This is a genomic window from Pseudomonas sp. 86_A (assembly GCF_017491705.1).
Classification (GTDB): Bacteria; Pseudomonadota; Gammaproteobacteria; order Pseudomonadales; family Pseudomonadaceae; genus Aquipseudomonas; species Aquipseudomonas koreensis.
Genome location: NZ_JAFGYS010000001.1, coordinates 223844 through 250129, shown reverse-complemented (window position 1 = coordinate 250129; position 26286 = coordinate 223844). Strand labels below are relative to the sequence as shown.

The following is a 26286-nucleotide window of genomic DNA, read 5'->3' as shown; positions in this document are numbered from 1 at the left end:
TAAGCCATACGCCTGCGCGTGAAGGGGCCGACCGAGGTGTCTGGCGTCATCCATCGACCTGAGAGATCGAGTCGATTATGGATTCAGAGCCAATCTTTCAATTCGGTGAATTTCTTCAATATTCCCCAATCAGTCCCCTCTCCCTCGGGGAGAGGGCTAGGGTGAGGGGCTCTTGATTTTCAGGCATGCGCCAGACTCCAGCGCAGCGCCGCATTCTGGTCACTCTCCCGCGCCTCGACCCAATGCGAACCCTGCGCTGTGCTCTCACGCTTCCAGAACGGCGCGCGGGTCTTGAGCACATCCATGATGAACGCGCAGGCTTCGAACGCCATGTGCCGGTGCTTGCTGCTGACACCGACGAACACGATCGGCTCGCTCACCGCCAGTGCGCCGACCCGATGCACAATCTCCACTCCCAGCAGCGGCCAACGCTGGCGCGCTTCGTCGGCGATCTGTTCGAGGGCTTTTTCGGTCATGCCCGGATAGTGCTCGAGAAACAGCTCGTTCACGCTCTGCCCGATGTTCAGATCACGCACATAGCCGATGAAATTCACCACCGCGCCGACCCGTGGATTGCGCGCATGCAGGTCGGCGGTCAGCTGGCCGACGTCGAAGCTTTTGTACTGAACTCGAACCGTCATGTTCAGCCCCCGGTGACCGGAGGGAAAAACGCGATCTCGTCGAAGTCTTCAATGGCCGCGCTCGGTTGGCACAGCTCCTGATTCAACGCGCACATCAGGTTGCCGGCGCCGAGCACTTCGCGCCATTCCTCACCACGGGCCATGAGCATCTGCCGCACGTCCTCGATGCAGTTCAGGTCGTCGCTCAGGGGGATTTTTTCCCCGCCCAGATTGAGGCGATCACGGTAGCTGGCGAAGTAGTTGATCAGGATCATTGCGCGTTCTCCCATTGAAAGTGTCCGGAGCGGCCGCCCTGTTTGCTCAGCAGGCGGATGTCGCCGATGACCATGGCCCGATCCACGGCTTTGCACATGTCGTAAATGGTCAGCGCCGCGACGCTGGCGGCGGTCAGGGCTTCAAGTTCGACGCCGGTCTGGCCGGTGAGGCGGCAGGTGCTGGTGATCTGCACGCGGTCCGGTTCGCAGGCCTTGAGTTCAACGTGAATCGAGCTGAGCAACAGCGCGTGGCACAACGGGATCAGTTCGTGGGTGCGCTTGGCCGCCTGGATTCCGGCGATGCGCGCCACGGCGAAGACGTCGCCCTTGGGGTGACCGTTGGCCTGGATCATCTGCAGCGTTTCCGGGCGCATCTGCACCCAGGCTTGCGCCGTGGCTTCGCGGCGAGTCGCGGCTTTGTCGCTGACGTCGACCATGTTGGCGCGGCCCTGATCGTCGAGGTGGGTGAGGGTGTTGCTCATGGCATAAGCTCCTGGATCGGGCTGTAGATTCGGGGGGCGTTGCGGTGCGGCACGTGGATCAGATTGAGCCGATGCTTGAGCGCCCAGCGCACGGTCAACGCGGTGGGGGCGGACAGGCTGACGAGGGTGCCGAGGCGGGCGCGCACGGCTTTGTGGATCAGCTCCAGGCTGCAACGGCTGGTGACCACCACGAAGCCCTGGCGCGCATCGACGTCAGCGATTTGCATCGCGCCGATCAGCTTGTCGAGGGCGTTGTGCCGGCCAATGTCTTCGCGGCACAACAGCGCCTCACCGCTGGCATCGAAGTACAGCGCCGCGTGCAGGGCGCCGCTGCTGCGGGCCAGTTGCTGGGCCTGTTCGATGCGTTGGCGGATGCCGTCGAAATGCGCGGCCGGCGGCAGGGCGCAGGGTTGCAGAATGTCCAGTTGCGGCAACGCCTGCTCCAGCGCCTCGACGCCACAGATGCCGCAGCCGCTGGTGCCGGCCATTTGCCGACGATGATCTTTCAGCGCCCAGAAGGCCCGGCTGGAAATCTGCACGTCAGCCTGACAGGCCTGATCGAAATGGCTCAGGCGGATGTCGTAGATCTCGTCGACGCTGTCGATGATCGCGTTGCTCAGGCTGAAGCCCCGGATGAAATCTTCAAGGTTGCCGGGCGAGACCATCATCACCGCCTGGCTCAGGCCGTTGAAGGTGATCGCCAGGGCGATCTCCGCGGCCAGGGCGACGTGCGAGAGCGGGGCGTGCGGCAGGTATTCGCGAAACGCCACCTGTGACGGTTGCGGGGCGGGGGCGTTGGGTTCGGTGTTGGATTCGACGTGGCAGAGCATCTTGAAAAGTCCCGAAGCGCTGAAGTGGGTTCAGGCTACGGGGGTGGTGAAAGTGCGTCCAATCGCTTGTTCTGATCTGGTGATTGGGTGGGTCGATCACCGCTGTTATATCCGAAATGTGTATTCGCTGGGCGGTCCTCTTCGCGAGCAAGCCCGCTCCCACAATTGAAATGCATTCAACCTGTGGGAGCGGGCTTGCTCGCGAAGACGGTCTGACAGCCAGCATCAATGTCTGGAGAGATCACTCAAGCAACCGGCAACTCAACCCCGAACAACTTGCGCGCCTCGGCAAAACACTTCTCGGCTATCGCCGAACGCGGCTCGGTCTTGCGCATTACCAGCCCCAGTGGCGCCAGCACGCTGGCATCCGGCAGTTGCATGAACGACAGGTGTTCGATCGGCTCTTCCAGCCCGCTGTCCAGTGGCATGATCGAGCAGCAGAAACCCTGGTGAATCGCCTGCAGCAACTGGTAGGTCGAATCACTTTCCATGATCGGCTGCGGATTGAGCCCGCGACTGCGGAAGCTCAGGTCGATGGATTTGCGATAATGCATGCCGGTGGTGATCATCCCCAGCGGCAGTTCGGCGGCGTCTTCCCAGCTCATTTCCGAGCCTTCGAAATGGTAGTGACGGTTGTCGTAAAGCAGACCGACGCGGGTTTCGCCGATCTCGAAAAAATCGAAATAGTTCGGGTTGACGTGGTCGAGGTAGCACACGCCCAGATCCAATTGGTTGTTGCCCAAACCGGCGATGATCTCGTCGGAACTCCCCGACGACAGGCTGAATTTCAGCTCCGGATAGGTCCCGGACAAACTCTGAATGTAATTGACCGGGTTGAAATTGCTCAGCGGCACCAGACCCAGGCGCAAGCTACCGACCAGTTGCCCGCGGCACGCCGCCGCTTCGGCGAACAGGCCGTCATGCGCTGCCAGCAGTGTGCGCGCCCAAGCCAGCACCCGTTCGCCGGCCTGGGTGAAACCCTCGAAGCGCTGACCGCGATTGACCAGCACCAGATCCAGCTCATCTTCCAGATTGCGCAGGCGCATCGACAGGGTCGGCTGGGTGATGTGGCAGCGGGCGGCGGCCTGGCCGAAGTGTCGGGTTTCGTCCAGTGCGATCAGGAACTTGAGTTGTTTGATGTCCACGAAGGCACCTGCTCGTTGAGAAATTGAATGGAGTACTGACGCAGATGCGCGCAGCGCACGAAAAACGCGAGGTGTGACGATCTCACCTGCCTGTATCTGCGTCCAATCGGAAGAATTGAAAAGCCTATCGATCAGCTCTATCGCCCATGGTTTCAAAGGCATTGGCCGAGGTCAACGGCGTCGATAGAGCAGCTCGATAATGTGGTTGGCCAGAGTGATTAGACAGTACTCATAAGTGGCACTTAGGCTGCTTGGCAATCTGATTGACTACTGCCGGAGATTCCCATGAGTGCGAAAGCGGATGCCCTGTTTGTTCCCCTGAACATAGCCGTACTGACCGTCAGCGATACTCGCGATTATGCGAGCGACACGTCCGGCCAATTGCTGGTCAGCCGCTTGCTGGAGGCCGGTCATACCTTGAGCGAACGCAACCTGCTCAAGGATGACCTGTACAAGATCCGCGCCCAGGTCGCGCACTGGATTGCCGACGACAGCATTCAGGTGGTGCTGATCACCGGCGGCACTGGTTTCACCGGGCGCGACAGCACGCCGGAAGCGGTGGCCTGTCTGCTCGACAAGCAGATCGACGGGTTTGGCGAGTTGTTCCGCGCCATTTCGATTCTCGACATCGGCACCTCGACCGTGCAAAGCCGCGCGCTGGCCGGGCTGTCCAACGGCACGCTGGTGTGCTGCCTGCCGGGTTCGACCGGTGCCTGTCGCACAGCGTGGGAAGGTATCCTCGCCGAGCAACTGGATAACCGCCACCGCCCGTGCAACTTTGTGCCGCACCTCAAATCAGTCGCTGCCTGTGGGCCGCGCGGATGAGCAAGGCAGGGTTGATGCCGGTCGAGGACGCCCTCGACCAGTTGCTCGGCATGGCCAATGAGCAACGTCTGGCCGATAGCGAAATTCTGCCGCTCGACGAGGCACGTGGGCGGGTGCTGGCCAGTGATCTGGTCGCCTCGCTCGACTTGCCGCCGTGGCCGAATAGCGCCATGGACGGTTATGCGTTGAACCTGGCCGATCTGCATCGTCAGCCGCTGAAGGTGTCGCAGAAGGTCTACGCCGGTCTGGCACCCGACGCGCTATTGCCCGGCACCTGCGCGCGGATCTTTACCGGCGCACCGTTGCCGCCCGGCGCTACCTGCGTCGAGATGCAGGAGAACGTCGAAGTGCTGGAGGACGGCCGCGTACGCTTTTTACAGCCGCTGAAAGCAGGGCAGAACATTCGTGCGCAGGGTCAGGAAAACCGCGTCGGCGACATCCTGCTGCGTGCCGGCAAACGCCTCGGGCCGTTCGAACTGGCGGTCGCCGCCGGGCAGGGGCTGGCACAGTTGCACGTGGTGCGTCGCCCGCGCGTGGCGCTGCTGTCGACCGGTGACGAACTGGTCGAACCGGGCCTGCCGCTGCGTCCCGGCAGCATCTACAACAGCAACCGTGTGCTGCTCGGCCACTGGCTGAAGGAACTGGGCTGCGAGGTGATCGACGCCGGGATCCTCCCGGATCGTCCGGCGCAGACGCGGCTCAAGCTTGAGCAACTGCAAGTGGCGGCTGACCTGATCCTGACCACCGGCGGGGTGTCTGCCGGCGATGCCGATTGCCTCGGGCAGGTGCTGCGCGAGGACGGCAAACCGCTGCTGTGGAAGCTGGCGATCAAGCCTGGCAAACCGCTGACCGTGGGCCATTTCGGCACGGTGCCGGTGATTGGCCTGCCGGGCAATCCGACCTCGGCGCTGGTGACCTTCGGCCTGCTGGCGCGGCCGTACCTGCTGCGCATTCAGGGCGTGGAAGAGGTCATGCCGTTGAGCTTCACGGTGAATGCCGGGTTCGCCTGGAACAAGGCTGGCAGTCGTCGAGAGTACTTGCGGGTGCGGCTGGAGGCGGGGCGCGCGGTGTTGTATCCGAACCAGAGTTCCGGCGTTTTGCTCGGAGCGACCTGGGCCGATGGGCTGGTGGAGGTGCCGGAAAACAGCACTCTCGACATTGGCGATCCGCTGCGTTTCATTCCCTTCAGCGAACTCTTCTGACCCCGACACAAATCAGAACTGTGGGAGCGAGCCTGCTCGCGAAGGCGGCGTGTCATACAACATCAATGTTGACTGACAAGCACTCTTCGCGAGCAGGCTCGCTCCCACATTTGGATGTGTGATGATCAGCCATTTTGTGGATGTTCCCCCAAACTTGTGGGAGCTGGCTTGCCAGCGATTAGGCCGGCAAATCCAACATTGAAGTTGGCTGACCCAGCGCAATCGCTGGCAAGCCAGCTCCCACAGGTTTTTTGGTGTTTGGAGAAATGTGATTAGCTCAGCACATAGTCAACCGGCAGCAACATCGGCGGCAGGTCGGTTTCGCCCAGTTCGCTGAGAATGTCACGCTCGATGGTGCGCACCAGCGAGTCGGTCGCCAAATCGTTTTCGTCGCGGCCGAACGGGTCTTCCAGTTCATCGGCAATCGCATCCAGACCAAAGAACGTGTAGCTGACAATCGCCGTGAACAGCGGGGTCAGCCAGCCCAGCGGTTCGGCCATGGCGAACGGCAGCAGGATGCAGAACAGGTAAATCGTGCGGTGCAGCAGCAAGGTGTAGGGGAAGGGCAGCGGGGTGTTCTTGATCCGTTCGCATACCGCTTGTGCCTGAGTCAGGCTGGTCAGGTGATTGGCCAGCAGCATGTAGCGCCACTCGCTCAGTTCGCCGCTTTGATGCAGATCCGAACACTGCTGGCCGACCTGCTGCAGAATCCGTCCGCTGTAGTCCGGCACCTGCGCATCGTGTTGCGGGGTGATCCACTTGCTGCTGGCCGCCGCTTCGCTTTCCCGGCGCAATCGCGCATTCAGCGCATGAGCAAACCCGCAGAGGTTGAGCAGCAACGGCTTGCGCTGCGCCGATTCGCGGATGACATGGGTTTCGCGAATCACCGAACGGATGTGCACCAGCACATCCCCCCAGGCCTTGCGCGCTTCATACCAGCGGTCGTAGCAGGCGTTGTTGCGAAAATTCATGAAGATCGACAGCGACAGCCCGAGCAGGGTGAACGGCGTGGCGTTGACCTTGGTGAAGTTGCTCGGATGGAGCATTTCAATCAGCACGATGGCAGAAGCCAGCAGGGTGACCATCAGGGTGCGCAGGGCGATGCGTTTGGCAATCGACCCCTTGAGGGTGAAGAGGATGGCGAATTGGTTGACCTTGGGTCTGATGATCATGCTGGGCGATCCCGGTTACGCAGGGTGAGGGCGGCTCAGCCGCCGGTCATGTTCATGAAGCGCACGACCTGAACGTCGTCGTTCACTTCGAAATTGTGCCGATACGGCTTGAGTTTCATCGCTTCGATGATGGCCTTCTCCAGCCGCTCTGGTTGCCCCGGATGAGCGCGCAGCACGGCTTTGAGATCCACCGAATGCTCGTTACCCAGACACAGTAGCAGGCGCCCCTCGACAGTCAGCCGCACCCGGTTGCAAGTACCGCAGAAATTGTGGCTGTGCGGCGAGATAAAGCCCAGACGAATGTCTGGCGCCTCGGCCAGCCGCCAGTAGCGCGACGGGCCTTGGGTCGATTCGGCGGAATCGATCAGGGTGTAGCGCTCGGCGATTTTTTCGCGCACCTGGGCGCTGGAGAAAAACGACTCCGCGCGGCTGTGTTCGCTGATGATCCCCAGCGGCATTTCCTCGATGAAGGAGACGTCGAGCTGGCGGTCGATGGCGAAGCTCACCAGATCGTTGATCTCCTGATCGTTGCGCCCCTGCATCACCACCACGTTGAGTTTGGTTCGGGTGAAACCGGCCTTGCGTGCCGCATCGATGCCGCTGATCACCTGCGCCAGATCACCGGTGCGGGTCATTTGCTTGAAACGATCCGGGTCGAGGCTGTCGAGGCTGATGTTCAGCCGCTTGACCCCGGCGTCGAACAGCGGCGCGGCGAGTTTGCCCAGCAGCGAGCCATTGGTGGTCATGCACAGTTCACGCAGGCCGGGCAGGGCGGCGATCTGCTCGCACAGCTTGACCACGCCCGGACGAATCAGCGGCTCGCCGCCGGTCAGGCGAATCTTGCGCGTGCCCAGCGCCACGAAGCTCTGCGCCAGTTGATAGATCTCCTCCAGCGTCAGCACTTGCTGGCGCGGCAGAAACTGCATGTCCTCGGCCATGCAATACACGCAGCGGAAGTCGCAGCGGTCGGTGACCGACATGCGCAGATAGTCGACGCGGCGGTTGTAACCATCGATCAAGACACGCTCTGACATGACAGCCTCGCAGGAGTGATAAGTCCGCATTTACGAACCAGGTTGCCGCAGGTTATGGGCAACTTCAGATCTCGTCCAATCACTGTTTATGACTGCTTGATTGAGCGCGTCGATGATCAATTATTTTCTCTGGAAAGTTACCGCCTTAGTTCCGCAACGCCCCGTAAATAAAAGGTTTTTCGCCGTGATAGAGGGTTTCGATAATGTGGTCATAAATAGCGATTAGACAATGTTTTGTAACGGTTCATATCCTTGCTCCGGCAACTGAAACGACCACTTTATTGCTGTGCAAAGTCGGCCGTCGCTGTTTAACCAAGATCAGGTTCATGCCTGTGTGCATCGTCATGGAGATGTCCCATGTCACAAGTCGACCGTTACAAACCTTACAAGGGTGCCGCTGCCGGTTGGGGGGCTGTGATCAGCCTGACCAAGAGCTGGCTGGGCAGTGAAAACGCCCTGAAAAACATCCGCGCCATGCTCAAGACCAACCAGAACGGCGGCTTCGACTGCCCGGGCTGTGCCTGGGGTGAAGCGCCCGGTGCGAGCATGCTCAAGTTCTGCGAGAACGGCGCCAAAGCGGTGAACTGGGAGGCGACCGGGCGCTTGGTCGATCCGGCGTTCAACAAGTACACGGTATCGAGCCTGGCCGAGCAGAGCGACTACTGGCTGGAATATCAGGGCCGGCTGACCCACCCGATGCGTTACGACGCGCGGGTCGACCGCTATGTGGAAACCACCTGGGAAGATGCGTTCGCGCTGATCGCCGAACATCTCAAGGGCCTGAAATCGCCGCACGAGGCCGAGTTCTATACCTCGGGCCGGGCCAGCAACGAAGCGGCGTTTCTCTATCAGTTGTTCGTCCGCGCCTACGGCACCAACAACTTTCCCGACTGCTCGAACATGTGCCACGAAGCCAGTGCGGTGAGCATGGGCGAGACGCTGGGCGTGGGCAAGGGCACCGTGGTCTACGAGGATCTGCATCATGCCGACGCGATTTTCGTCATCGGCCAGAACCCCGGCACCAACCACCCACGGATGCTCGAACCGCTGCGTGAAGCGGTGAAACGCGGCGCGCAGGTGGTGTGCATCAACCCGCTGAAAGAACGTGGCCTGGAACGTTTCCAGAACCCGCAGAACCCGCTCGAGATGCTCAGCAACGGTTGGGAAGCGACCAACACCGCGTACTTCCGCCCGGCGCTGGGTGGCGACATGGCGATGATTCGCGGCATGGTCAAATTCCTTCTGCAGTGGGAGCGTGAAGCCCAGGCCAGCGGTGGCGAACCGGTGTTCGACCATGCGTTTATCGCCGAGCACACCTCGGGTCTGGACAGCTACCTGGCAGAAGTCGACGCCACGACTTGGGAGCACATCCTCGAGCAGTCCGGCGTGCCGTTGCACGACATCGAACTGGCGGCGCGCATGTATGGCCGCGCCAAAAGCGTGATCATGTGCTGGGCCATGGGCCTGACCCAACACGTGCACTCGGTGCCGACCCTGCAGGAAGTCATCAATCTGCAACTGTTGCGCGGCAACGTCGGCCGTCCGGGCGCCGGCCTGTCGCCGGTGCGCGGTCACAGCAACGTGCAGGGCGACCGCACCATGGGCATCAATGAACTGGCGCCGAAGGAGCTGATGGACGCGCTGGAAAAACGCTTCAACTTCAAAGTGCCGCGCATGCACGGCCACAACACCGTCATGGCGATTGGCGCGATGGAGCGGGGCGAAGCCAAAGTGTTTATCGGTCTGGGCGGCAACTTCGCTCAAGCCACGCCGGACACCCCGCGCACTCACGAAGCGATGCGCAAACTCGACCTGACCGTGCACATTTCGACCAAGCTCAACCGCAGCCATCTGGTCACCGGAAGCGACGCATTGATCCTGCCGTGCCTCGGTCGCACCGACATCGACATCCAGGCCGAAGGCCCGCAAGGCGTGACCGTGGAAGACACCTTCAGCATGGTGCACTTGTCGTTCGGTCAACTGAAGCCGAAGTCGGCGCACTTGAAATCCGAGCCGGCGATCATTGCCGGAATCGCCGCCGCCACGTTGGGCAAACACCCGATCGACTGGGAGTGGGCGGTGGGCGACTACGGGCGCATTCGCAACCTGATCGGCGATGTGATTCCGGGCTTCGAGAACTTCAACGAAAAACTGCTGACCCCGGGCGGCTTCCACCTCGGCAACGACGCCTCGGATCGGGTCTGGAACACTGAGTCGGGCAAAGCCCAGTTCACCCCGTGCGTGCTGCCGGAACACCTGATCAGCGAAGGCGTGCGCAACCTGCCGGTCAAGCCGGATCTGATCCTGCAGACCATGCGCTCCCACGACCAGTACAACACCACGCTGTACGGGCTCGACGACCGTTATCGCGGGGTCTATGGCATGCGCGACGTGATCTTCGCCAACGAACAGGACATCCAGCGACTCGGTTTCGAACCGGGACAGAAGGTCGATCTGGTGGCGCTGTGGGATGACGAGCGCGAGCGTCGGGTCAGCGGTTTCACCCTGATCGCCTACGACATTCCGCCCGGTCAGGCCGCGGCGTACTACCCGGAAACCAACCCGCTGGTGCCGCTGGAAAGCTACGGCGACCGGACCTACACGCCGACCTCGAAATTCGTCGCGATTCGCCTCGAAGCGGCCAAGGTCAGCAACCTGATCCCGTCGTCGCTGGCCTGACCCGCTACCTATAAAAATTCATAGCAATTTGACTGGCTGCAGGCGTTCGCGCCTGGCGGTGGCCCGGCGACGTGCTGCCGCTTTTCAGCCTGGATGAGGACATCATCATGCTCAACATGGAGGCACTGGACCTGGCGCGAATTCAATTCGCGTTCACGGTTTCGTTCCACATTATCTTCCCGGCGATCACCATCGGCCTGGCGAGTTTCCTCGCGGTACTCGAAGGCCTGTGGCTGAAAACCCGTGACGACACCTACCGCGATCTCTACCACTTCTGGTCGAAGATCTTTGCCGTCAACTTCGGCATGGGCGTGGTCTCGGGGCTGGTCATGGCGTACCAGTTCGGCACCAACTGGAGCGGGTTTTCCGACTTTGCCGGGAGCATCACCGGGCCGTTGCTGACCTATGAAGTACTGACGGCGTTCTTCCTTGAGGCAGGTTTCCTCGGGGTCATGCTGTTCGGCTGGAACCGCGTCGGCCGTGGCTTGCACTTCTTTGCTACGGTGATGGTCGCTATCGGCACGTTGATTTCAACGTTCTGGATTCTCGCCTCCAACAGCTGGATGCAGACGCCGCAGGGTTTTGAAATTGTCGACGGGCGGGTGATGCCACTGGACTGGCTGGCGATTGTGTTCAACCCGTCGTTTCCGTTCCGTCTGGCGCACATGGCGATTGCCGCGTTCGTCGCCACGGCCTTCTTCGTGGGCTCGTCGGCGGCCTGGCATTTGCTGCGCGGCAACAATACCGCGCCGGTGCGCCGGATGTTTTCCATGGCGTTGTGGATGGCGCTGATCGTGGCACCGATTCAGGCGGTGGTCGGTGACGCCCACGGCTTGAACACCCTGGAACATCAACCGGCAAAAATCGCCGCCATCGAAGGCCACTGGGAAAACGCCGACAACGGCCCGACGCCGCTGGTGCTGTTCGGCATCCCCGACATGCAGGCGGAGAAGACCAAATATGCGCTGGAGATTCCGTACCTCGGCAGCCTGATCCTGACTCACAGCCTCGACAAGCAGATCCCGGCGCTCAAGAGCTTCCCGAAAGAGGACCGGCCGAACTCGACCATCATCTTCTGGAGCTTCCGCGTCATGGCTGGGCTGGGCATGTTGATGATCCTTGTCGGTGTGCTCGGTCTGGCGCTGCGCCGTGGCGGCAAGCTCTATCAGCATCGCGGCTTCCAGCGTCTGGTATTGCTGATGGGGCCGAGCGGGTTGATCGCGTTGCTGGCCGGCTGGATCACTACCGAAGTCGGGCGTCAGCCGTGGGTGGTTTACGGCCTGATGCGCACCCATGACGCCGCGTCGCACCACTCGGTGGCGCAGATGAGCACCTCGCTGTTGCTGTTCGTGGTGATCTACTGCTCCGTGTTCACCGTGGGCATCGGCTACATGATGAAACTGGTGCGCAAGGGCCCGCAGCCCCATCACGAACATCCGCCGGAGGGCGATCAGTTGCAGACCCCGCGCCGGCCTATTTCGGCGGCTACCGCCCCGATGAAGGAGCATTGAGTCATGGGTATTCAAGGTATCGATCTCTCGTTGATCTGGGGTGTGATCATCGCCTTCGGGGTGATGATGTACGTGATCATGGACGGCTTCGATCTGGGCCTGGGCATCCTGTTTCCGCTGATCCTGGATGAGCAGGAGCGCGACGTGATGATGAACACAGTCGCCCCGGTGTGGGACGGCAACGAAACCTGGCTGGTGCTCGGTGGTGCGGCGTTGTATGGCGCCTTTCCACTGGCCTACGGGGTGATTCTGGAGGCGCTGTACCTGCCGCTGATCCTGATGCTCTGCGGGCTGATTTTCCGTGGCGTGGCGTTCGAGTTTCGCTTCAAGTCGTCAGCGCAAAAGCGTCACTGGTGGGACAAGGCGTTCATCGGCGGTTCGCTGCTGGCGACGTTCTCCCAGGGTGTGGCGATCGGCGCCTACGTGTCGGGCATTCCCGTGGTGAATCGGCAGTTTGCCGGTGGCGGCCTGGACTGGCTGGCGCCGTTTCCGCTGGTGTGCGGCGTCGGTCTGGTGGTGGCGTATGCGCTGCTGGGCAGCACCTGGTTGCTGGTCAAGACCGAAGGCATGCTCGAGTCGCGGATGCGTCTGTTCACCCGGCCGCTGGCGTGGTTGCTGACGGCGATGGTGGTGGTGATTGGCACGTGGACACTGAAGTTGCACCCGGAACTGGCCACTCGCTGGTCGACCAGCGGACACCTGATGGTGTTCGCCGGGTTGGTGGTGCTGGCGCTGCTGGCGTTGTTCGGGCTGCTGCGCACCTTGCGTCAGCGTCACACCCACTGGCCGTTCGTGTTCACTCTGGTGTTGATGCTGCTCGGTTACATCGGCCTGGCGCTGAGCATCTGGCCGAACATCATCCCGCCCTCGGTGAGCCTGTGGGCGGCGGCGTCTCCGCCTTCGAGCCAGTTGTTCGCCTTGATCGGCGCACTGTTCATCCTGCCGGTGATCCTGATGTACACCTTCTGGAGCTACTACGTATTCCGCGGCAAAGTGAGGATTGGCGATGGCTACCATTGATTCGCGTGAGGTCAAAACCAGCCGCTGGTACCAGCGTCTGGGCTGGTTGTTGCTGATTTGGCTGGGCAGCGTAGTGTCACTCGCCGTGGTGGCGAGTCTGCTGAAACTGGCAATGTATGCAGCGGGAATGAGAACCCACTAACCCTGAAAAACCGGAGCCATGGCTCCGGTTTTTTTGTGCCCGCAATTCTGAACATCGCAGATGTCCCCTGTGGGAGTGGGCTTGCTCGCGAAGGCGTCCGCTCAGTCGACATCGATGCTGAATGTGCCGGCCCCTTCGTGAGCAAGCCCACTCCCACCCTTGATCGCGGCCAGCGCCGAAATCTTCATTCAGCGACAATCCCCTGTGGGAGCGGGCTTGCTCGCGAAGGCGTCCGCTCAGTCGATACCGATGCTGAATGTGCCGGCCCCTTCGTGAGCAAGCCCACTCCCACCCTTGATCGCGGTCAGCCCCGAATCCTTCACCCAGCACCTATCCCCAGTGGGAGCGGGCTTGCTCGCGAAGGCGTCCGCTCAGTCGACATCGATGCTGAATGTGCCGACCCCTTCGTGAGCAAGCCCACTCCCACCCTTGATCGCGGCCAGCCCCGAATCCTTCACCCAGCACCTATCCCCAGTGGGAGCGGGCTTGCTCGCGAAGGCGTCAGGCCAGTCGACATCGATATTGAATGTGCCGACCCCTTCGTGAGCAAGCCCACTCCCACCCTTGATAGCGGCCAGCCCTGAATTCTTCATCCACCACCAATCCCCACATCGGATCTTCGGTGTTTTCTGAAGGGCTGTTACTGCGCCCCAAACATCGCCGTCCAGTAAATCCCGGCGCTGCTCTTCGGATCGGTCGCGTAGGCGGCACCGAGTTCCTTGTATTGCGGGTTCATCAGGTTGGCGCAGTGGCCGGGGCTGGCGAGCCAGCCGTCGACGACCTTGCGTACGGTGTCTTGCCCGGCAGCGATGTTTTCGCCGACCAGTTGCCCGCTGTAGCCGGCCAGTTCCGCGCGGTCACCGGGGGTGCGGCCGTCGCGGTCCTTGTGGTCGAAATAGTTGTTGTTGGCCATGTCCCGGCTATGGTCCTGGGAGATGCTGCCCAGGCTGGCGTTCCAGGCCAGTGGTGCGGCGGCGGTAAAGGCTCGGCCGCCGCATTGGCGCGGCTGGGCGCGGGCGGCGTTGAGTTGTTCGAGCAACTTCTGGCCTTCGCTCTGCGCATCGCCCAGCTTCGCCGAGAGCAGCGGGCGCGCCAACACGATGCGCCAGTCGCGATCGGCGCGGCTGACGCCGACATCGACGAACTGCGGATCCAGCACCACCTGACAGAAACTTTCCTGAATCGCTTGCATCGCCGACGCCGCATCACGCGGACCGTTGAGGGTGATCGCCTGCACGTTGACCATCGGGTAGCTGGCGCTGGCCATCGCCTGTTGCAGATCGACCGCACCGGCGGCCGGCAGTCTCAGCCGTGGGTCGGCCGACAGCGGTGGCAGCTCGTTGGAGGCCTGGCTGCCACAGCGCTGCGGTTGGCTGCGGTAGGCGTTGATCGACTCGATCAGTTGCGACTCGTCGGCAGCCAGGGCCGAGGCGGCCACGGCCAGCCCCACGGACAGCGCGGCAAAACGCAAAACGGATGGCATGAAACGCATGGAAATCTCCCTTGAGCGGAATGCGCTCATGATGCGCGAAATGGCCCGGGGGAATGCAATGTCTTTTTCTTCATCGAGCCGGTTTTTCTGCGGAACATTGCGCGAGTATTTGCCGTCTACACTCTCCGAAGGCCCCGGGAACCGGGCGTCTCCCCCACGAAACACCTTGCCCGGAACGGGCGTTGCCGGAAGAACAGACATGGGATTGAAATGGTTGGCTGGCTGTTTCGCATTAACCCTGATGGCCGGTGTGGTGATGGCCACCGATCAGGCCCCGATCAAGGCCAAGGCCGAAGAGAAAGCCCAGGTGCTGGAAGAAAAAGCCGCCGACAACGTCAGCGCGGCGCCGGCACCCAAATCCGAAGCGATCACCCCCACTGAAGTGCAGGCGGTCGACCCCGCCGGCACTGCGCCGCTGGACGATCCGATCACCTGCCTGGCGCGCAGTATCTATTGGGAAGCCAAAGGCCGCGATACGTCGGAAATGGAAGCCGTGGCCAGCGTGGTGATGAACCGCCTCGGCCACGACGGCTTCCCCAATTCCGTGTGCGAAGTGGTCAAGCAAGGTTCGGAAACCAAGAGCTGCCAGTTTTCCTGGTGGTGCGATGGCAAGGCGGATCAGGTCAAGGAGGACGCCGAATACACCTTGGCCAAGGATATCGCCGGCAAGGCACTCAATCGCCAGTTGCCGGATCGCACCCGTGGCGCGCTGTATTTTCATGACCGCAACGTGCACCCGAGCTGGGCCAGGGAATACCGCAAGACCGCCAGGGTCGGCAAATTCCTGTTCTACAAACCCGCCGGCGGCGATGCGCGCTAGACGCAGACTTCGCGTACACAGTTGCGCAACCAGCGGTGCGCCGGGTCAGCGTCCATGCGCGGGTGCCAGAGCATCGACACGCTGATCGGCGGCATCTTGAAGGGCAGGGAGAAGCTGTGCAGGCCGGTGCGCAGCTTGTTGGTGTGACGCTGCGGAACGGTGGCGATCAGGTCCGATTCGCGGACCAGCGTCAGCGCGGCAGAAAAGCCGCCGAAGGAGGTGACGATATCTCGCGTCAGCCCCAGGGCGAGCAACGCCTCGTCCACCGGACCGCTGCTGCGCCCACGGCGTGAGATCAGAATGTGCTGGCCGCCGGCAAAGCGTTTGCTGCTGATCTTGCCCGTACTCAACGGATGCCCCTCGCGGACCACGCCGATCCAGTGATCCTGAAACAGGATGCGGCTGTGCAGCGCCGGGTCGGTGCTGTCGTCGACCACGCCGGTCTCCAGGTCCACCCGACCTTCCCGCAGCAGTGTGCTGTCCTTGTCGGCTTTTTGCACAAAGCGCAGGCGCACGCCGGGTGCCTCTTCAGCGATGCGCACCAGCAACGCGGCCGCGAAGGTTTCAACAAAGCCATCGGTGTTGCGCAAGGTGAAGGTGCGTTGCAACTGGCCGGGGTCGAGAATCTCGGCGGGACGCAGCGCCGCCTCGGCTTCCTGCACCAGGCCACTGACACGCTCGCGCAATTCCAGCGCCCGCGGCGTCGGCACCAGGCCACGACCGGCGCGTACCAGCAACGGATCGCCAGTGGTTTCGCGCAGCCGGGCGAGGGCGCGGCTCATGGCCGACGGGCTCAGCCGCAGACATTGCGCGGCGCGGGCGACGCTGCCTTCACGCAACAACACGTCGAGGGTGATCAACAGGTTCAGATCCGGTGCACTCATGACATGGCGTTCCATGCAGGTATCAAGTGCAAAGCATGCGTCTTGCGCCTGGCGTTGTCGAGACTCAGGCTATGCCGTCTGACCTTTGCACCAGGAGCGCCCGATGCCCGGATCCCCCTTGACCCCCCAAGCCCGCTGGGCGCTGACCAGTCTGGCGCTGTCGATGTTGATGCCGTCGCTGGACACCAGCATCGCCAACGCCGGGTTGCCGACGTTGGCCACGGCGTTTGACGCGACGTTTCAACAGGTGCAATGGATCGTGCTGGCGTACCTGCTGGCAGTCACCACGTTGATCGTCAGTGTCGGGCGTCTGGGCGACGGGGTCGGGCGGCGGCGACTGCTGCTGATCGGGATCGGCATTTTCACCAGCGCTTCGCTGTGCTGTGCACTGGCCCCGGGGCTGGGCTGGTTGATCGGCGCCCGGGCGGTGCAAGGGCTCGGCGCGGCGATCATGTTCGCCTTGACCGTGGCGTTGGTGGCGGATGCGGTGCCCAAGGCGCGGGCGGGCAGCGCGATGGGGTTGCTGGCAACCATGTCGGCCACCGGCACCAGCCTCGGGCCGTCGCTGGGTGGTCTGCTGATCGCGCACGTCGGCTGGCCGTCGATCTTTGTCCTCAACGTGCCGTTGGGCCTGCTCAATGCGTGGCTGGTTTATCGTTATTTGCCGGCCGATCGCCCGGCGAAATCAGCTGCCGCGTTTGATTACTTCGGCACCGTGGTGCTGGTGTTGACGCTGGCGGCCTATGCGCTGGCGATGACGCTCGACGGCTATACCCTGCTGTTGCTGCTGCTCAGCCTGTGCGGGGCCGGGGTGTTTGTCGCGGTCGAGATGAAAGCCCGGGCGCCGCTGATTCGCTTGTCCTTGTTCGCCGATGCGCGACTGAGCAGCAGCCTGGCGCTGACGTTGCTGGTGACGACGGTGATGATGACCACGCTGGTGGTCGGGCCGTTTTACCTGAGCCGGGGCTTGGGACTGGGCAGCACCGTGGTCGGTCTGGCGTTGTCGGTCGGGCCGCTGCTGGCGGCGTGCGGCGGGGTGCCGGCGGGGCGTCTGGTGGATCGCTTTGGCGCACAGCGCGTGGTGCCCGGCGCGTTGCTCGGGTTGGCCGGTGGTTGCAGTTTGTTGGCGTTGTTGCCGATGAATCTCGGTCTGCCGGCGTATCTGCTGCCGATGGCGGTCATTGCCAGCAGTTACGCGTTGTTCCAGGCAGCGAACAATACCGGGTTGATGGCGACGGTCAGTCAGGACCAGCGCGGCGTGGTCTCGGCCTTGCTCGGGCTGTCGCGCAATCTGGGCTTGATCACCGGCGCGGCGGTGATGGGGGCGGTGTTTGCCTTCGCCACAGGAAACCCGACGCAAGCCCCGGCCGAGGTCATCGGCAGCGGCTTGCACAGCACGTTCAGTGTGGCGGCGGCGCTGATGGTCGTGGCTCTGATCGTCAGCTGGCGTGGGTACTCAAGATACTCGCCACCTGCTGCGGCTGGCAGTTGAGGTACGGCGAGGATTTCAGCCAGCGCTGGTCCGGGTACCAGGAGAACATGAACTGGCCGTCCTTGAGTTTGTCGATCACCTGCTTTGCCACTTGCGGGCGTACCGCCGGGCAACCCTGGCTGCGCCCGATGCGCCCCTGACGTTTGCTCCACAGCGGATTAACGTAGTCGGCGGCATGGATCACGATCGCCCGGTCGCGGGCCAGGTCATTGAAGCCCGGTTCCAGACCGTCCATGCGCAGCGAATAACCGTGAGTGCCCTCGTAGCTTTCCTGAGTGCGGAACAGGCCGAGGCTGGACTGGTAACTGCCTTCGCGGTTGGAAAACTGGGTGGCGAAGTTTTCCCCGGAATTGGAGCCGTGGGCGACCAGGTCGCGCAGCACCAGTTTCTTTCTGCTCAAATCGAAGATCCACAGCCGGCGGGCGGTGGAGGGCTGCGAATAGTCGATGATCGCCAGGTGTCGGGACGGTTTCGCGCCGTTGTTGACCGCGCATTGCATGGCGTTCAAGGCACCTTTCAGCGCTTGGGGATTGAGTTCCGGCGCGGCGTGGGCGAGGCTGGTTAAAAGAACCGGCGATGGTTTGCCGGCGGCGAAAGCGGGGCTGCTCACCACGACGAGGGTCGCGGTGGTCAGCAGAAGTCGGCGCAAAAACGTCAACATGTATAAAGAGTCCTCACTTGCTACTTATTTGGCACTTTGGCTCCTGACTCCCAGTCATACCCACAGACCCCTGATTCGGGCCTGACTGTTCAGCGCACCTGATGTAATGTTGACCGTCATCGAGACGGCCACGGATTGGAGTAAAGCAGTTGTTCAAAAAGTACGCATGCTACTTGAGCATTTGTTTGCTCGCTGCGCCGTTTGTCGCTTGTGCCGATGAGCCGCTGCCGCCGTTGCAGACCCTGCCGACGCCGCCGGCACCAATGCCGGTCGAACCGCAAAGCCCGCTGCAGGCGGTATTGATCGGATTGCCCCAGGCATGCCCGGCGATTGCCGCGCACCTGAGTGCTCCGGCGCTGGCGCAGTTGCAGGCGTTCTACCAGCAGCAGGACTGGCTGCCGGTGTGGGCCAGCGAGTCGGGCCGTTTGCCGGCCTTGCGCGGGCAATTGCAGCTGTTGGCCGATGACGGACTCAATCCCCAGCGCTACCCGGTGGCGCTCAATCCGCCGCAGGACGGTGAACTGTGCGCCGATATCGACATCACTCGCTATTACCTGCAAGCCCTGCAGGACCTGCATTACGGGCGCCTGCTGCAGTCGCATTTCGAGCCGCTGTGGCATGCCGATGACACCCCGCGCGATCGCCAGGCCGAATTGCTCGCCATCGCCGTGCCCGGTCTGCACGACATCAAGGCCGCGTTCGATCTGGCGCGGCCGCGTCTGGCGCAGTACCAGAGCCTGCGTCATCTCTACGCCAGCCAACGGCAACAAGCCTTGCCGCATTGGCAGGCGGTCGGCAACGGTCCGTTGCTGCGCCCGGCCATGGAAGACAAGCGCGTGCCGGAACTGGCCCAGCGCCTGTACAACGAAGGCTATCTGACACATGCCATCGGCACCCCCGGCAATGCCTATGAAGGCGTGCTGGTGGAGGCGGTGAAAAGTTTCCAGGCCAACCATTCGTTGCAGGCCGACGGCGTGGTCGGGCCGGGAACGATTGCCGAGCTCAACATCAGTCCTTTGACGCGCCGCGAACAATTGCGCGTCAACCTCGAACGCTTCCGCTGGATGGCCCAGGACCTGGAGCCCGACGGCTTACTGGTCAACGTCGCTGCGGCCGAGCTGACCCTGTATCAGGGCGGCAGAGCGGTCTGGCAGACCCGCACCCAGGTTGGTCGCGCCGAACGGCAGACCCCGCTGCTCAAATCCCGGGTCACGCGCCTGACCCTGAACCCGACCTGGACGGTGCCGCCGACCATCTGGAAAGAAGACAAGCTGCCGGCGATCCGCAAGGACCAGACCTTCCTCAGCCGCCAGAACCTGCAAGTGCTCGACGCCCACGGTCAGCCGTTGGCCGCAGCGGACATCGACTGGGACAACCCCGGCAATATCATGCTGCGCCAGGACGCCGGACCGCGTAACCCGCTGGGGCAGATCGTCATCCGTTTCCCCAACCCGTTCGCCGTGTACCTGCATGACACGCCGAGCAAAGCCCTGTTCGACAAAGGCCCGCGCGCCTTCAGCTCCGGCTGTGTCCGGGTCGAGCACCCGATGCAATTGCGTGACCTGCTGCTGACGTCGGCGGAACGCGCCCGCACCGACACCTTGCTCGCCACCGGCAGCACCCACGAATTCCGTCTGTCGGCACCGGTGCCGATCCTGATGACCTACTGGACAGCGCAGGTGGGCAGTGACGGGCAGGTGCGCTATGCGCCGGATATCTACAGCCGTGACAGCGCGCTGCTGGCGGGGCTGGACGGGGCGCACTGAACCCCAGTCATCCATATAACCCTGTAGGAGTGAGCCTGCTCGCGATAGCGGTGTATCAGACAAGATCTGCTTCACAGACACACCGCTATCGCGAGCAGGCTCACTCCTACAAAGGTTCTGTGTGATTCCGCAAGCGTGTGCAGCGTCTAGCCCCAGTGTCCCCGCAATCCCATGGGGCGAGACTTCGGAACCCGGCATGCAAGCGCTGTTGAACGAGATTCTTGACGCAGTCCGGCCCCTGATCGGGCAGGGCAAAGTGGCTGACTACATTCCCGCCCTCGGCACCGTGCCGGCCAATCAACTGGGGATCGCGGTGTATGGCAATGACGGCGAAATGTATTGCGCCGGCGACGCCGAGACGCCGTTCTCGGTGCAGAGTATTTCCAAGGTGTTCAGCTTGGTGCAGGCCATCGAGCATTCCGGCGAGGCGATCTGGGAGCGCCTGGGCCACGAGCCGTCGGGCCAGCCGTTCAACTCGCTGGTGCAGCTGGAATTCGAACGCGGGCGTCCGCGCAACCCGTTCATCAATGCCGGGGCGCTGGTGATCTGCGACATCAACCAATCGCGCTTCGCCGCGCCGGCCTTGTCGATGCGTGACTTCGTGCGGCGCCTTTCGGGCAATCCGCAGGTGATCGTCGACGGCAAGGTCGCCGAGTCCGAATACCAGCATCGCGCCCGCAACGCGGCGATGGCGTACCTGATGCAATCGTTCGGCAACTTCCACAACGACGTCGAAGCAGTGCTGCGCAGCTACTTCAGCCACTGCGCGTTACGCATGAACTGCATCGACCTGGCCCGGGCGTTCTGCTTCCTCGCCAACGATGGCTTCTGCAAGCACAGCGGCGAACAGATCCTCACCCGTCGTCAGACCCAGCAGGTCAACTCGATCATGGCCACCAGCGGGCTGTACGACGAGGCCGGCAACTTCGCCTATCGCGTCGGTCTGCCGGGCAAGAGCGGGGTCGGCGGCGGCATCGTCGCGGTGGTGCCGGGGCAGTTCAGCGTGTGCGTGTGGTCGCCGGAACTCAATGCCGCCGGCAACTCGCTGGCGGGGATGGCGGCGCTGGAGATGCTCAGTTCGCGGATTGGCTGGTCGGTGTTCTAAAAAACACCGCGATACCTGTAGGAGTGAGCCTGCTCGCGATAGCGGTGTGTCATTCAATATGACAGCGTCTGACACACCGCTATCGCGAGCAGGCTCACTCCTACAGGGGATTGTGTTGCCTGGGAGAGTGCTGTTCCTATACATTTTCCGGCCGCCCCTCATTTGGTGAATCCGCTTCATGTCTCTCGCGCTCGAACGTCTAATCGCTGGCACGCCGATCCCTTTCGCTGGTAACCGCGTGACCGTGGTCAGCCCTGAACTGGCCGCGCGCTTTCAGCCCGGTGACCACCTGCTGGTGGAGCAGGTGAGTGGCGAGTTGTTGCTGATTCCGGTGGTCGATCAACAGGCCGCTGCCATTGCCATCGAGCGTGCGGCGAGCGCTTTTACCGCGCTGTCGGCGGTGCCTGACGAGGCCATCAGCCGCTTCTTCGATCTGTTCGCCCAACGTCTGGAAGCCGCGGATTGCTGGGCCTTGATCGAAGCGGCGAATCTGGCCGACATCGAACGCGCCAAGGCCCGTGGCCGCTCCACCACCCGATTGCTCGCCGACGAGCGCATGCGCCGCGACATGATCGCCGGCCTGCGCGCCTGGCGGGATGCGCCGGCCACGCGCGGCAAGGTCATCAGCAGCGTCGAGCATGACGGCTGGAAGGTCGAGCAAGTGGTGTCGCCGCTGGGCATCGTCGCCTTCGTGTTTGAAGGGCGGCCGAATGTCTTCGCCGACGCCGCCGGGGTCTTGCGCACCGGCAACACCGCGGTGCTGCGCATCGGCAGCGACGCGTTGGGCACGGCGCAAGCGATCGTCACTCACGCCTTGAATCCGGCGCTGGCCGATGCCGGTCTGCCGCCGGGTGCGGTGTCGCTGGTGGAGAGCGTCAATCACGCTGCCGGTTGGGCGATGTTCGCCGACCGGCGTTTGTCACTGGCCGTGGCCCGAGGTTCGGGCCGCGCGGTCAGCCAGTTGGGCAGCATCGCCCAGCAGGCCGGCACGGCGGTCAGCCTGCACGGTACCGGTGGCGCGTGGCTGATTGCTGATCGTGACGCCGACGCCACGCGCTTCGCCGCCGTGGTGCGCAACTCGCTGGATCGCAAAGTCTGCAACACACTGAACGTGTGCCTGATTCAACGTGATCGCGCTGCCGAACTGGTGCCGCTGTTCCTCGACGCCTTGCAACAGGCCGGCACCGCGCGTGGGCAGGGCTGCAAATTGCACATCGTCGAAGGCAGCCAAAGTTGCCTGCCGGCTGAGTGGCTGAACGCGACGGTCGAGGTCTACCGCGCCGAGGGTTATCAAACCGAAGCCCTCGCCGAAGCGCTGGCGGAAGCTGAACTGGGCCGCGAGTGGGAATGGGAAGAAACCCCGGAGGTCAGCCTGATGATCGTCGACGATCTGGATCAGGCGATTGCGTTGTTCAACCGCTACAGCCCGCAGTTCACGGTGTCGCTGATCAGCGAGGATGCTGCTGCGCAAGAGCGGTTTTACAACGCGGTGAACGCGCCGTTTGTGGGTAACGGGATTACCCGTTGGGTGGACGGTCAGTACGCGCTGAACAAGCCGGAGCTGGGTCTTTCGAACTGGGAGAGCGGGCGCTTGTTTGCGCGCAGTGCGATTCTGTCGGGGGATGGGGTGTTCACGGTTCGTAGCCGCATGACCCAGGTGGATCTCAGCGTAAAACGCTGATGTGAACACCAGACCTGTGGCGAGGGAGCTTGCTCCCGCTGGTCTGCGCAGCGGACCTGAAAAGGCGAGGGCCGCTGCGCGCCCCAGCGGGAGCAAGCTCCCTCGCCACAGGGATGCAGTGTTTTCCTTCAAGCTGCTTCGGTGGTGTTTGCCTGCACCGCGCAAGTCGCCGGCTGCTCAGCCAGCGGTACAAAGGTGCGACGATCCGCCGCCAGCGCATCGATCGATCCCGTCTCGATGTCATACACCCAGCCGTGCAGGTTCAGCAGGCCTTTCTCCTGGGCCAGGCGCACGCTCGGGTGGGTCTGAATGTTCGCCAGTTGCGCGATCACATTTTCCCGCACCATCGAACTCAACCTGGCCGCGTCATTGGCATGCGCTCGCGCCTCGTTCACCACTTTTGCCGACTCGGCATGTTGCAGCCAGCCGCTGACCGCAGGCAGATGGTCCATGCATTTGCACTGGGCAATCGCGGTCATCGCGCCGCAATCGGAGTGGCCGCAGATCACGATGTCAGTCACCCCCAGCACCGCCACCGCGTACTCCACCGTCGCCGACACCCCGCCCGGGTGCGGGCTGTAGGACGGCACGATATTGCCCGCGTTGCGGATCACAAACAGTTCGCCGGGCTCTTGCTGGGTCAGCAGCTCCGGTACCACGCGGCTGTCGGAACAGGTGATGAACAAGGTCCCTGGCTGCTGGGTCGTCGCCAGGTGTTTGAACAGTTCGGTGCGTTGCGGGAAGGCTTCGTTCTGGAACTTCAGGAAACCGTCGATCAGGCTTTTCATGGTGTAGTCCTCTTAGTTCGAGCAACCGTTGCCGAATTCGCTGTATTGCAGAATGTGTTTGCCACCGTTGCTGTCCAGATACGTCATCTCCACCGGCACCACGCCGCAGACGTCGGCAACCGGGGTAATGCTCACGACTTTGGCGATGTCCAGCTGCATGCCGTAGCGGTAGGCGACGGCGCCTTCATCGGCGTGGGCCTGAGCGGACAGGCCGGCAAGCAGGGCAAGGGCCAGCAGAATTTTTTGCATGGGGCAGCCTCCAGACGTATTGGGATCGGGTTGCAATGAGAGTGTGGGGTGGCCCGCCCCTCGAGGCGGGCCGGGATGGATCAGAACGGACGCAGCGGCAGGAACTTGCCGTCGAGGGTGACCACGGCGCGGGAACCGCCTTCCGGGTCTTCGACTTTCTTGATGTCGAGCTTGAAGTTGATGGCGCTGATGATGCCGTCGCCGAACTGCTCGTGCACCAGGGCTTTGAGGGTGGTGCCGTAGATCTGGATCATCTCGTGGAAGCGGTAGATGGTCGGGTCGGTCGGGACGCCGCTGAGGCTGCCGCGCAGCGGGATGATCTGCAGGGCGGCAACGGCGTCGGCGTCCAGTTCAAGTTTGTCGCCGACCACTTGCGCGGCGTCTTGCGGCAGCGGGTGCTGGCCGAGCAGGGCAGCGGTGACGTAGGCCAGGCTCAGGCCGGTGTTGTCGGCCAGGTCCTGCCAGGACAGACCTTTGCGGGCCTTGATGTCGAGAATGCGGGTGGTCAGGGCCAGGCTGGCATCGTTGTAGGCGTGGGACTGTTGCATGGTGTCACTCCTTTCAAGGTGGGCTTGCTGTGTGGGAGTAATCTTCTGCCGATTGATCCATAGCGTCCAAGACCGATATACAATGCTTTGCATAAGCCCTGCCTATAGATGGTGAATCACATGCTGTTGCGACATTTGCGTTATCTGCTGGCCGTGGCCGACCACGGCGGGTTCACCCGGGCGGCGGAGGCGTTGCACGTGTCGCAGCCGACCCTGTCGCAACAGATTCGCCAACTCGAAGACACCCTGGGGGTGGCGCTGTTTGATCGCACTTCGCGCACGGTCAAAGCCACTGATGCTGGCGAGGCCTACATCGAATGCGCGCGGCGGGTGCTGGTGGAGCTGGAGGCAGGCAAGCGGGCGTTGCATGACGTGAAGGATCTGTCGCGCGGCACCTTGCGCCTGGCCATGACCCCGACGTTCATGGCCTATCTGGTCGGGCCGTTGGTGCGTGATTACGCGGCGCGGTTTCCCGGGATTCACCTGCAGATTTTCGAGCTGTCGATGGACGACATCGAAGCGGGACTGGCGGACGACTCGCTGGACATCGCGATTGCCTTTACCCCGGTGCGCCACCCGGACATCGAGTGCATCCCGGCGTTTACCGAAACCCTGGGGGTCATGGTCGGGCGCGAGCATCCGCTGTACGACAGCACCGCGGTGCTGACATCGAGTGATCTCGCGCAACTGGATTTCGCCTTGCTGGCACCGGATTTCATCACGCGGTTATCGATCGATGAGTATTTCCGTCAGCAGGGGATTACGCCGCAGGTGCGGATCGAGGTGAACTCGGTGAGTACGTTATTGGAAATGGTGCGTCATTCGCCGATGGCGACGATGTTGCCCGAGGCCATTGCGACCGAGGACCGGGCACTACGCAGGCTGCGGATCGAGAACGAAGCGCCGCAGCGTGGGGCGGCGTTGTTGCGGCGCAGGAATAATTATCACAGTGCGGCGGCAGTGGCATTCATGAATCTGGTCATGGAAATGAAAATCTAACTAACGACACATTCACCCTGTAGGAGTGAGCCTGCTCGCGATTGCGGTGGGTCATTCAATACTGAAGTGCCTGATCTACCACTATCGCGAGCAGGCTCACTCCTACAGGTTATGTGTTGAGTTCTTGATGTAAAAAGGGCCTGCTTCTTTTGGAAGCAGGCCCTTTCAATTATTGAAGTTGTAACTCAGTAGAACCGGTCAATCACCCGAACTTCATTCTTGTTCTGCATCGAATCCCACGCCTGTTTCAGCGTCTGCAGGACATTGCCGATGAAGTCTTTGTCGGCTGCGGCTTTCTTGCCGACATAACCGTGGCCGCGGCGGTACATCTTCAGGCGGGCCAGCAGGTTCTGATTGTTGCGGTCGAATTCTTCTTCACCCGCGTGGGGCGACAGGCAGTCGATATGCACCTGACCCGACTTGCTGATCCAGAGAATGTGGCTGTCGTGGCTGTCTTTTTGCGCAGCGAACATACGAGCCAGTTCTTCGATAGTAGGTTGATTGTTCAGATTCATAATGTTTGCCCCTTGACCAGTTTGGTGATCTTTCAAAGTTGATTCGCTAATACAGGTAGCCCATCGGTTAGTTGATCCCTGGCACCGAAACCAGGACGTCAGCGGTCGCCCGTGAGAAGTACGGGGTCATGCGTCTGTTGCATGTAGTCGTGTTGAATAACTGCTACGCAATAGCGTCACAACGAGGAGAAGCAGCGAAAACCGGGAGGCTCCATGACGACGTTTTCAGAGTCGACCACAAGCGTCTTGAGAATTTTCGCCAGCGCTTCTCGTCCTTGTACTGGACGTTCAGGCCAGGTCAGCTTCTTCAATCTGCCTTGTGGGCAGCGTGTATCCGGAAAAAACAACT

26 protein-coding genes are annotated in these 26286 nt (G+C 62.2%); 12 read left to right on the top strand and 14 right to left on the bottom strand.

The window, feature by feature from the left end; translation table 11 throughout:
* Positions 1–179: 179 nt before the first annotated feature.
* From moaE to J5M57_RS01140, 5 genes are all read right to left on the bottom strand, one after another.
* Positions 180–641: a molybdopterin synthase catalytic subunit MoaE gene (gene moaE, locus J5M57_RS01160; protein WP_115989473.1), complete on the bottom strand. Its 462-nt coding sequence runs from the start codon at positions 639–641 to the stop codon at positions 180–182.
* Between the two features lie 2 nt (positions 642–643).
* Positions 644–895, bottom strand: coding sequence for a MoaD/ThiS family protein (locus J5M57_RS01155; RefSeq protein WP_027611705.1), 252 nt, complete (start codon positions 893–895; stop codon positions 644–646).
* On the bottom strand, positions 892–1377 hold the full coding sequence (moaC, locus tag J5M57_RS01150; protein WP_047601713.1) for a cyclic pyranopterin monophosphate synthase MoaC: 486 nt from the start codon (positions 1375–1377) through the stop codon (positions 892–894). The genes J5M57_RS01155 and moaC overlap by 4 nt, the downstream gene beginning before the upstream one ends.
* Positions 1374–2207, bottom strand: coding sequence for a formate dehydrogenase accessory sulfurtransferase FdhD (gene fdhD, locus J5M57_RS01145; RefSeq protein WP_095136551.1), 834 nt, complete (start codon positions 2205–2207; stop codon positions 1374–1376). The genes moaC and fdhD overlap by 4 nt, the downstream gene beginning before the upstream one ends.
* A 245-nt stretch (positions 2208–2452) precedes the next feature.
* Positions 2453–3352: a LysR family transcriptional regulator gene (locus J5M57_RS01140; RefSeq protein WP_027611708.1), complete on the bottom strand. Its 900-nt coding sequence runs from the start codon at positions 3350–3352 to the stop codon at positions 2453–2455.
* A 285-nt stretch (positions 3353–3637) separates the two neighbouring features.
* Between J5M57_RS01140 and moaB the strand changes: the two genes are divergently transcribed.
* Both moaB and glp read left to right on the top strand, forming a co-directional pair.
* Positions 3638–4177 carry a molybdenum cofactor biosynthesis protein B gene (moaB, locus tag J5M57_RS01135; RefSeq protein ID WP_027611709.1) on the top strand — a complete coding sequence of 180 codons (540 nt, stop codon included), beginning with the start codon at positions 3638–3640 and terminating at the stop codon, positions 4175–4177.
* Positions 4174–5379: a gephyrin-like molybdotransferase Glp gene (glp, locus tag J5M57_RS01130; protein ID WP_207849846.1), complete on the top strand. Its 1206-nt coding sequence runs from the start codon at positions 4174–4176 to the stop codon at positions 5377–5379. Before moaB ends, glp begins: the two co-directional genes overlap by 4 nt.
* 272 nt (positions 5380–5651) lie before the next feature.
* Here glp and J5M57_RS01125 read toward each other — a convergent pair whose 3' ends face one another.
* Complete coding sequence (locus tag J5M57_RS01125; RefSeq protein WP_103368906.1) at positions 5652–6551, bottom strand: bestrophin family protein; 900 nt, start codon at positions 6549–6551, stop codon at positions 5652–5654.
* 35 nt (positions 6552–6586) lie between these two features.
* A complete protein-coding gene (moaA, locus tag J5M57_RS01120) occupies positions 6587–7585 on the bottom strand; it encodes a GTP 3',8-cyclase MoaA (RefSeq protein WP_169841329.1) in 999 nt (332 codons plus the stop codon).
* Positions 7586–7942: 357 nt separating this feature from the next.
* Between moaA and J5M57_RS01115 the strand changes: the two genes are divergently transcribed.
* The 4 genes from J5M57_RS01115 to J5M57_RS01100 all read left to right on the top strand — a co-directional run bounded on the left by J5M57_RS01115 (position 7943) and on the right by J5M57_RS01100 (position 12937).
* Positions 7943–10264 (top strand): FdhF/YdeP family oxidoreductase, encoded by a 2322-nt coding sequence (locus J5M57_RS01115; RefSeq protein ID WP_207849845.1) that lies wholly within the window; start codon positions 7943–7945, stop codon positions 10262–10264.
* Between the two features lie 107 nt (positions 10265–10371).
* A complete protein-coding gene (locus J5M57_RS01110; protein WP_095136770.1) occupies positions 10372–11775 on the top strand; it encodes a cytochrome ubiquinol oxidase subunit I in 1404 nt (467 codons plus the stop codon).
* 3 nt (positions 11776–11778) lie between these two features.
* Positions 11779–12795, top strand: a complete 1017-nt coding sequence (gene cydB, locus J5M57_RS01105) for a cytochrome d ubiquinol oxidase subunit II (RefSeq protein WP_169841330.1) — start codon at positions 11779–11781, stop codon at positions 12793–12795.
* Positions 12782–12937 carry a DUF2474 domain-containing protein gene (locus J5M57_RS01100; RefSeq protein WP_169841331.1) on the top strand — a complete coding sequence of 52 codons (156 nt, stop codon included), beginning with the start codon at positions 12782–12784 and terminating at the stop codon, positions 12935–12937. Before cydB ends, J5M57_RS01100 begins: the two co-directional genes overlap by 14 nt.
* Before the next feature lie 640 nt (positions 12938–13577).
* Here the strand turns inward: J5M57_RS01100 and J5M57_RS01095 are convergent.
* Positions 13578–14429 (bottom strand): CAP domain-containing protein, encoded by an 852-nt coding sequence (locus J5M57_RS01095; protein WP_207849844.1) that lies wholly within the window; start codon positions 14427–14429, stop codon positions 13578–13580.
* A gap of 199 nt (positions 14430–14628) precedes the next feature.
* Between J5M57_RS01095 and J5M57_RS01090 the strand changes: the two genes are divergently transcribed.
* Positions 14629–15249: a cell wall hydrolase gene (locus J5M57_RS01090; RefSeq protein WP_207849843.1), complete on the top strand. Its 621-nt coding sequence runs from the start codon at positions 14629–14631 to the stop codon at positions 15247–15249.
* Here J5M57_RS01090 and J5M57_RS01085 read toward each other — a convergent pair.
* On the bottom strand, positions 15246–16133 hold the full coding sequence (locus J5M57_RS01085) for a LysR family transcriptional regulator (RefSeq protein ID WP_207849842.1): 888 nt from the start codon (positions 16131–16133) through the stop codon (positions 15246–15248). The genes J5M57_RS01090 and J5M57_RS01085 overlap by 4 nt on opposite strands.
* A gap of 103 nt (positions 16134–16236) precedes the next feature.
* Between J5M57_RS01085 and J5M57_RS01080 the strand changes: the two genes are divergently transcribed.
* Positions 16237–17625, top strand: a complete 1389-nt coding sequence (locus J5M57_RS01080) for an MFS transporter (protein WP_207849841.1) — start codon at positions 16237–16239, stop codon at positions 17623–17625.
* On the opposite strand, the gene J5M57_RS01075 is transcribed toward J5M57_RS01080, so the two are convergent.
* Positions 17573–18286: a murein L,D-transpeptidase catalytic domain family protein gene (locus J5M57_RS01075; protein ID WP_207849840.1), complete on the bottom strand. Its 714-nt coding sequence runs from the start codon at positions 18284–18286 to the stop codon at positions 17573–17575. The two genes, J5M57_RS01080 and J5M57_RS01075, sit on opposite strands and share 53 nt — an antisense overlap.
* Before the next feature lie 149 nt (positions 18287–18435).
* On the opposite strand from J5M57_RS01075, the gene J5M57_RS01070 reads away from it, so the two are divergent.
* The 3 genes from J5M57_RS01070 (at position 18436) to J5M57_RS01060 (ending at position 22838) form a co-directional block, all read left to right on the top strand.
* A complete protein-coding gene (locus J5M57_RS01070) occupies positions 18436–20052 on the top strand; it encodes a L,D-transpeptidase family protein (RefSeq protein WP_207849839.1) in 1617 nt (538 codons plus the stop codon).
* Between the two features lie 196 nt (positions 20053–20248).
* Positions 20249–21157, top strand: coding sequence for a glutaminase B (gene glsB, locus J5M57_RS01065; RefSeq protein WP_027611723.1), 909 nt, complete (start codon positions 20249–20251; stop codon positions 21155–21157).
* Positions 21158–21335: 178 nt separating this feature from the next.
* A complete protein-coding gene (locus tag J5M57_RS01060; RefSeq protein ID WP_207849838.1) occupies positions 21336–22838 on the top strand; it encodes an aldehyde dehydrogenase family protein in 1503 nt (500 codons plus the stop codon).
* Between the two features lie 128 nt (positions 22839–22966).
* Here J5M57_RS01060 and J5M57_RS01055 read toward each other — a convergent pair whose 3' ends face one another.
* The 3 genes from J5M57_RS01055 to cynS form a co-directional block, all read right to left on the bottom strand.
* A complete protein-coding gene (locus J5M57_RS01055; protein ID WP_207849837.1) occupies positions 22967–23626 on the bottom strand; it encodes a carbonic anhydrase in 660 nt (219 codons plus the stop codon).
* A 12-nt stretch (positions 23627–23638) separates the two neighbouring features.
* Positions 23639–23875 (bottom strand): DUF2790 domain-containing protein, encoded by a 237-nt coding sequence (locus J5M57_RS01050; RefSeq protein WP_083368747.1) that lies wholly within the window; start codon positions 23873–23875, stop codon positions 23639–23641.
* A gap of 80 nt (positions 23876–23955) precedes the next feature.
* Complete coding sequence (gene cynS, locus J5M57_RS01045) at positions 23956–24423, bottom strand: cyanase (RefSeq protein ID WP_064588016.1); 468 nt, start codon at positions 24421–24423, stop codon at positions 23956–23958.
* Between the two features lie 120 nt (positions 24424–24543).
* On the opposite strand from cynS, the gene cynR reads away from it, so the two are divergent.
* Positions 24544–25422 (top strand): transcriptional regulator CynR, encoded by an 879-nt coding sequence (cynR, locus tag J5M57_RS01040; RefSeq protein WP_207849836.1) that lies wholly within the window; start codon positions 24544–24546, stop codon positions 25420–25422.
* A 185-nt stretch (positions 25423–25607) separates the two neighbouring features.
* On the opposite strand, the gene J5M57_RS01035 is transcribed toward cynR, so the two are convergent.
* Positions 25608–25937: a hypothetical protein gene (locus J5M57_RS01035; protein ID WP_085602835.1), complete on the bottom strand. Its 330-nt coding sequence runs from the start codon at positions 25935–25937 to the stop codon at positions 25608–25610.
* Positions 25938–26286 lie beyond the last annotated feature (349 nt).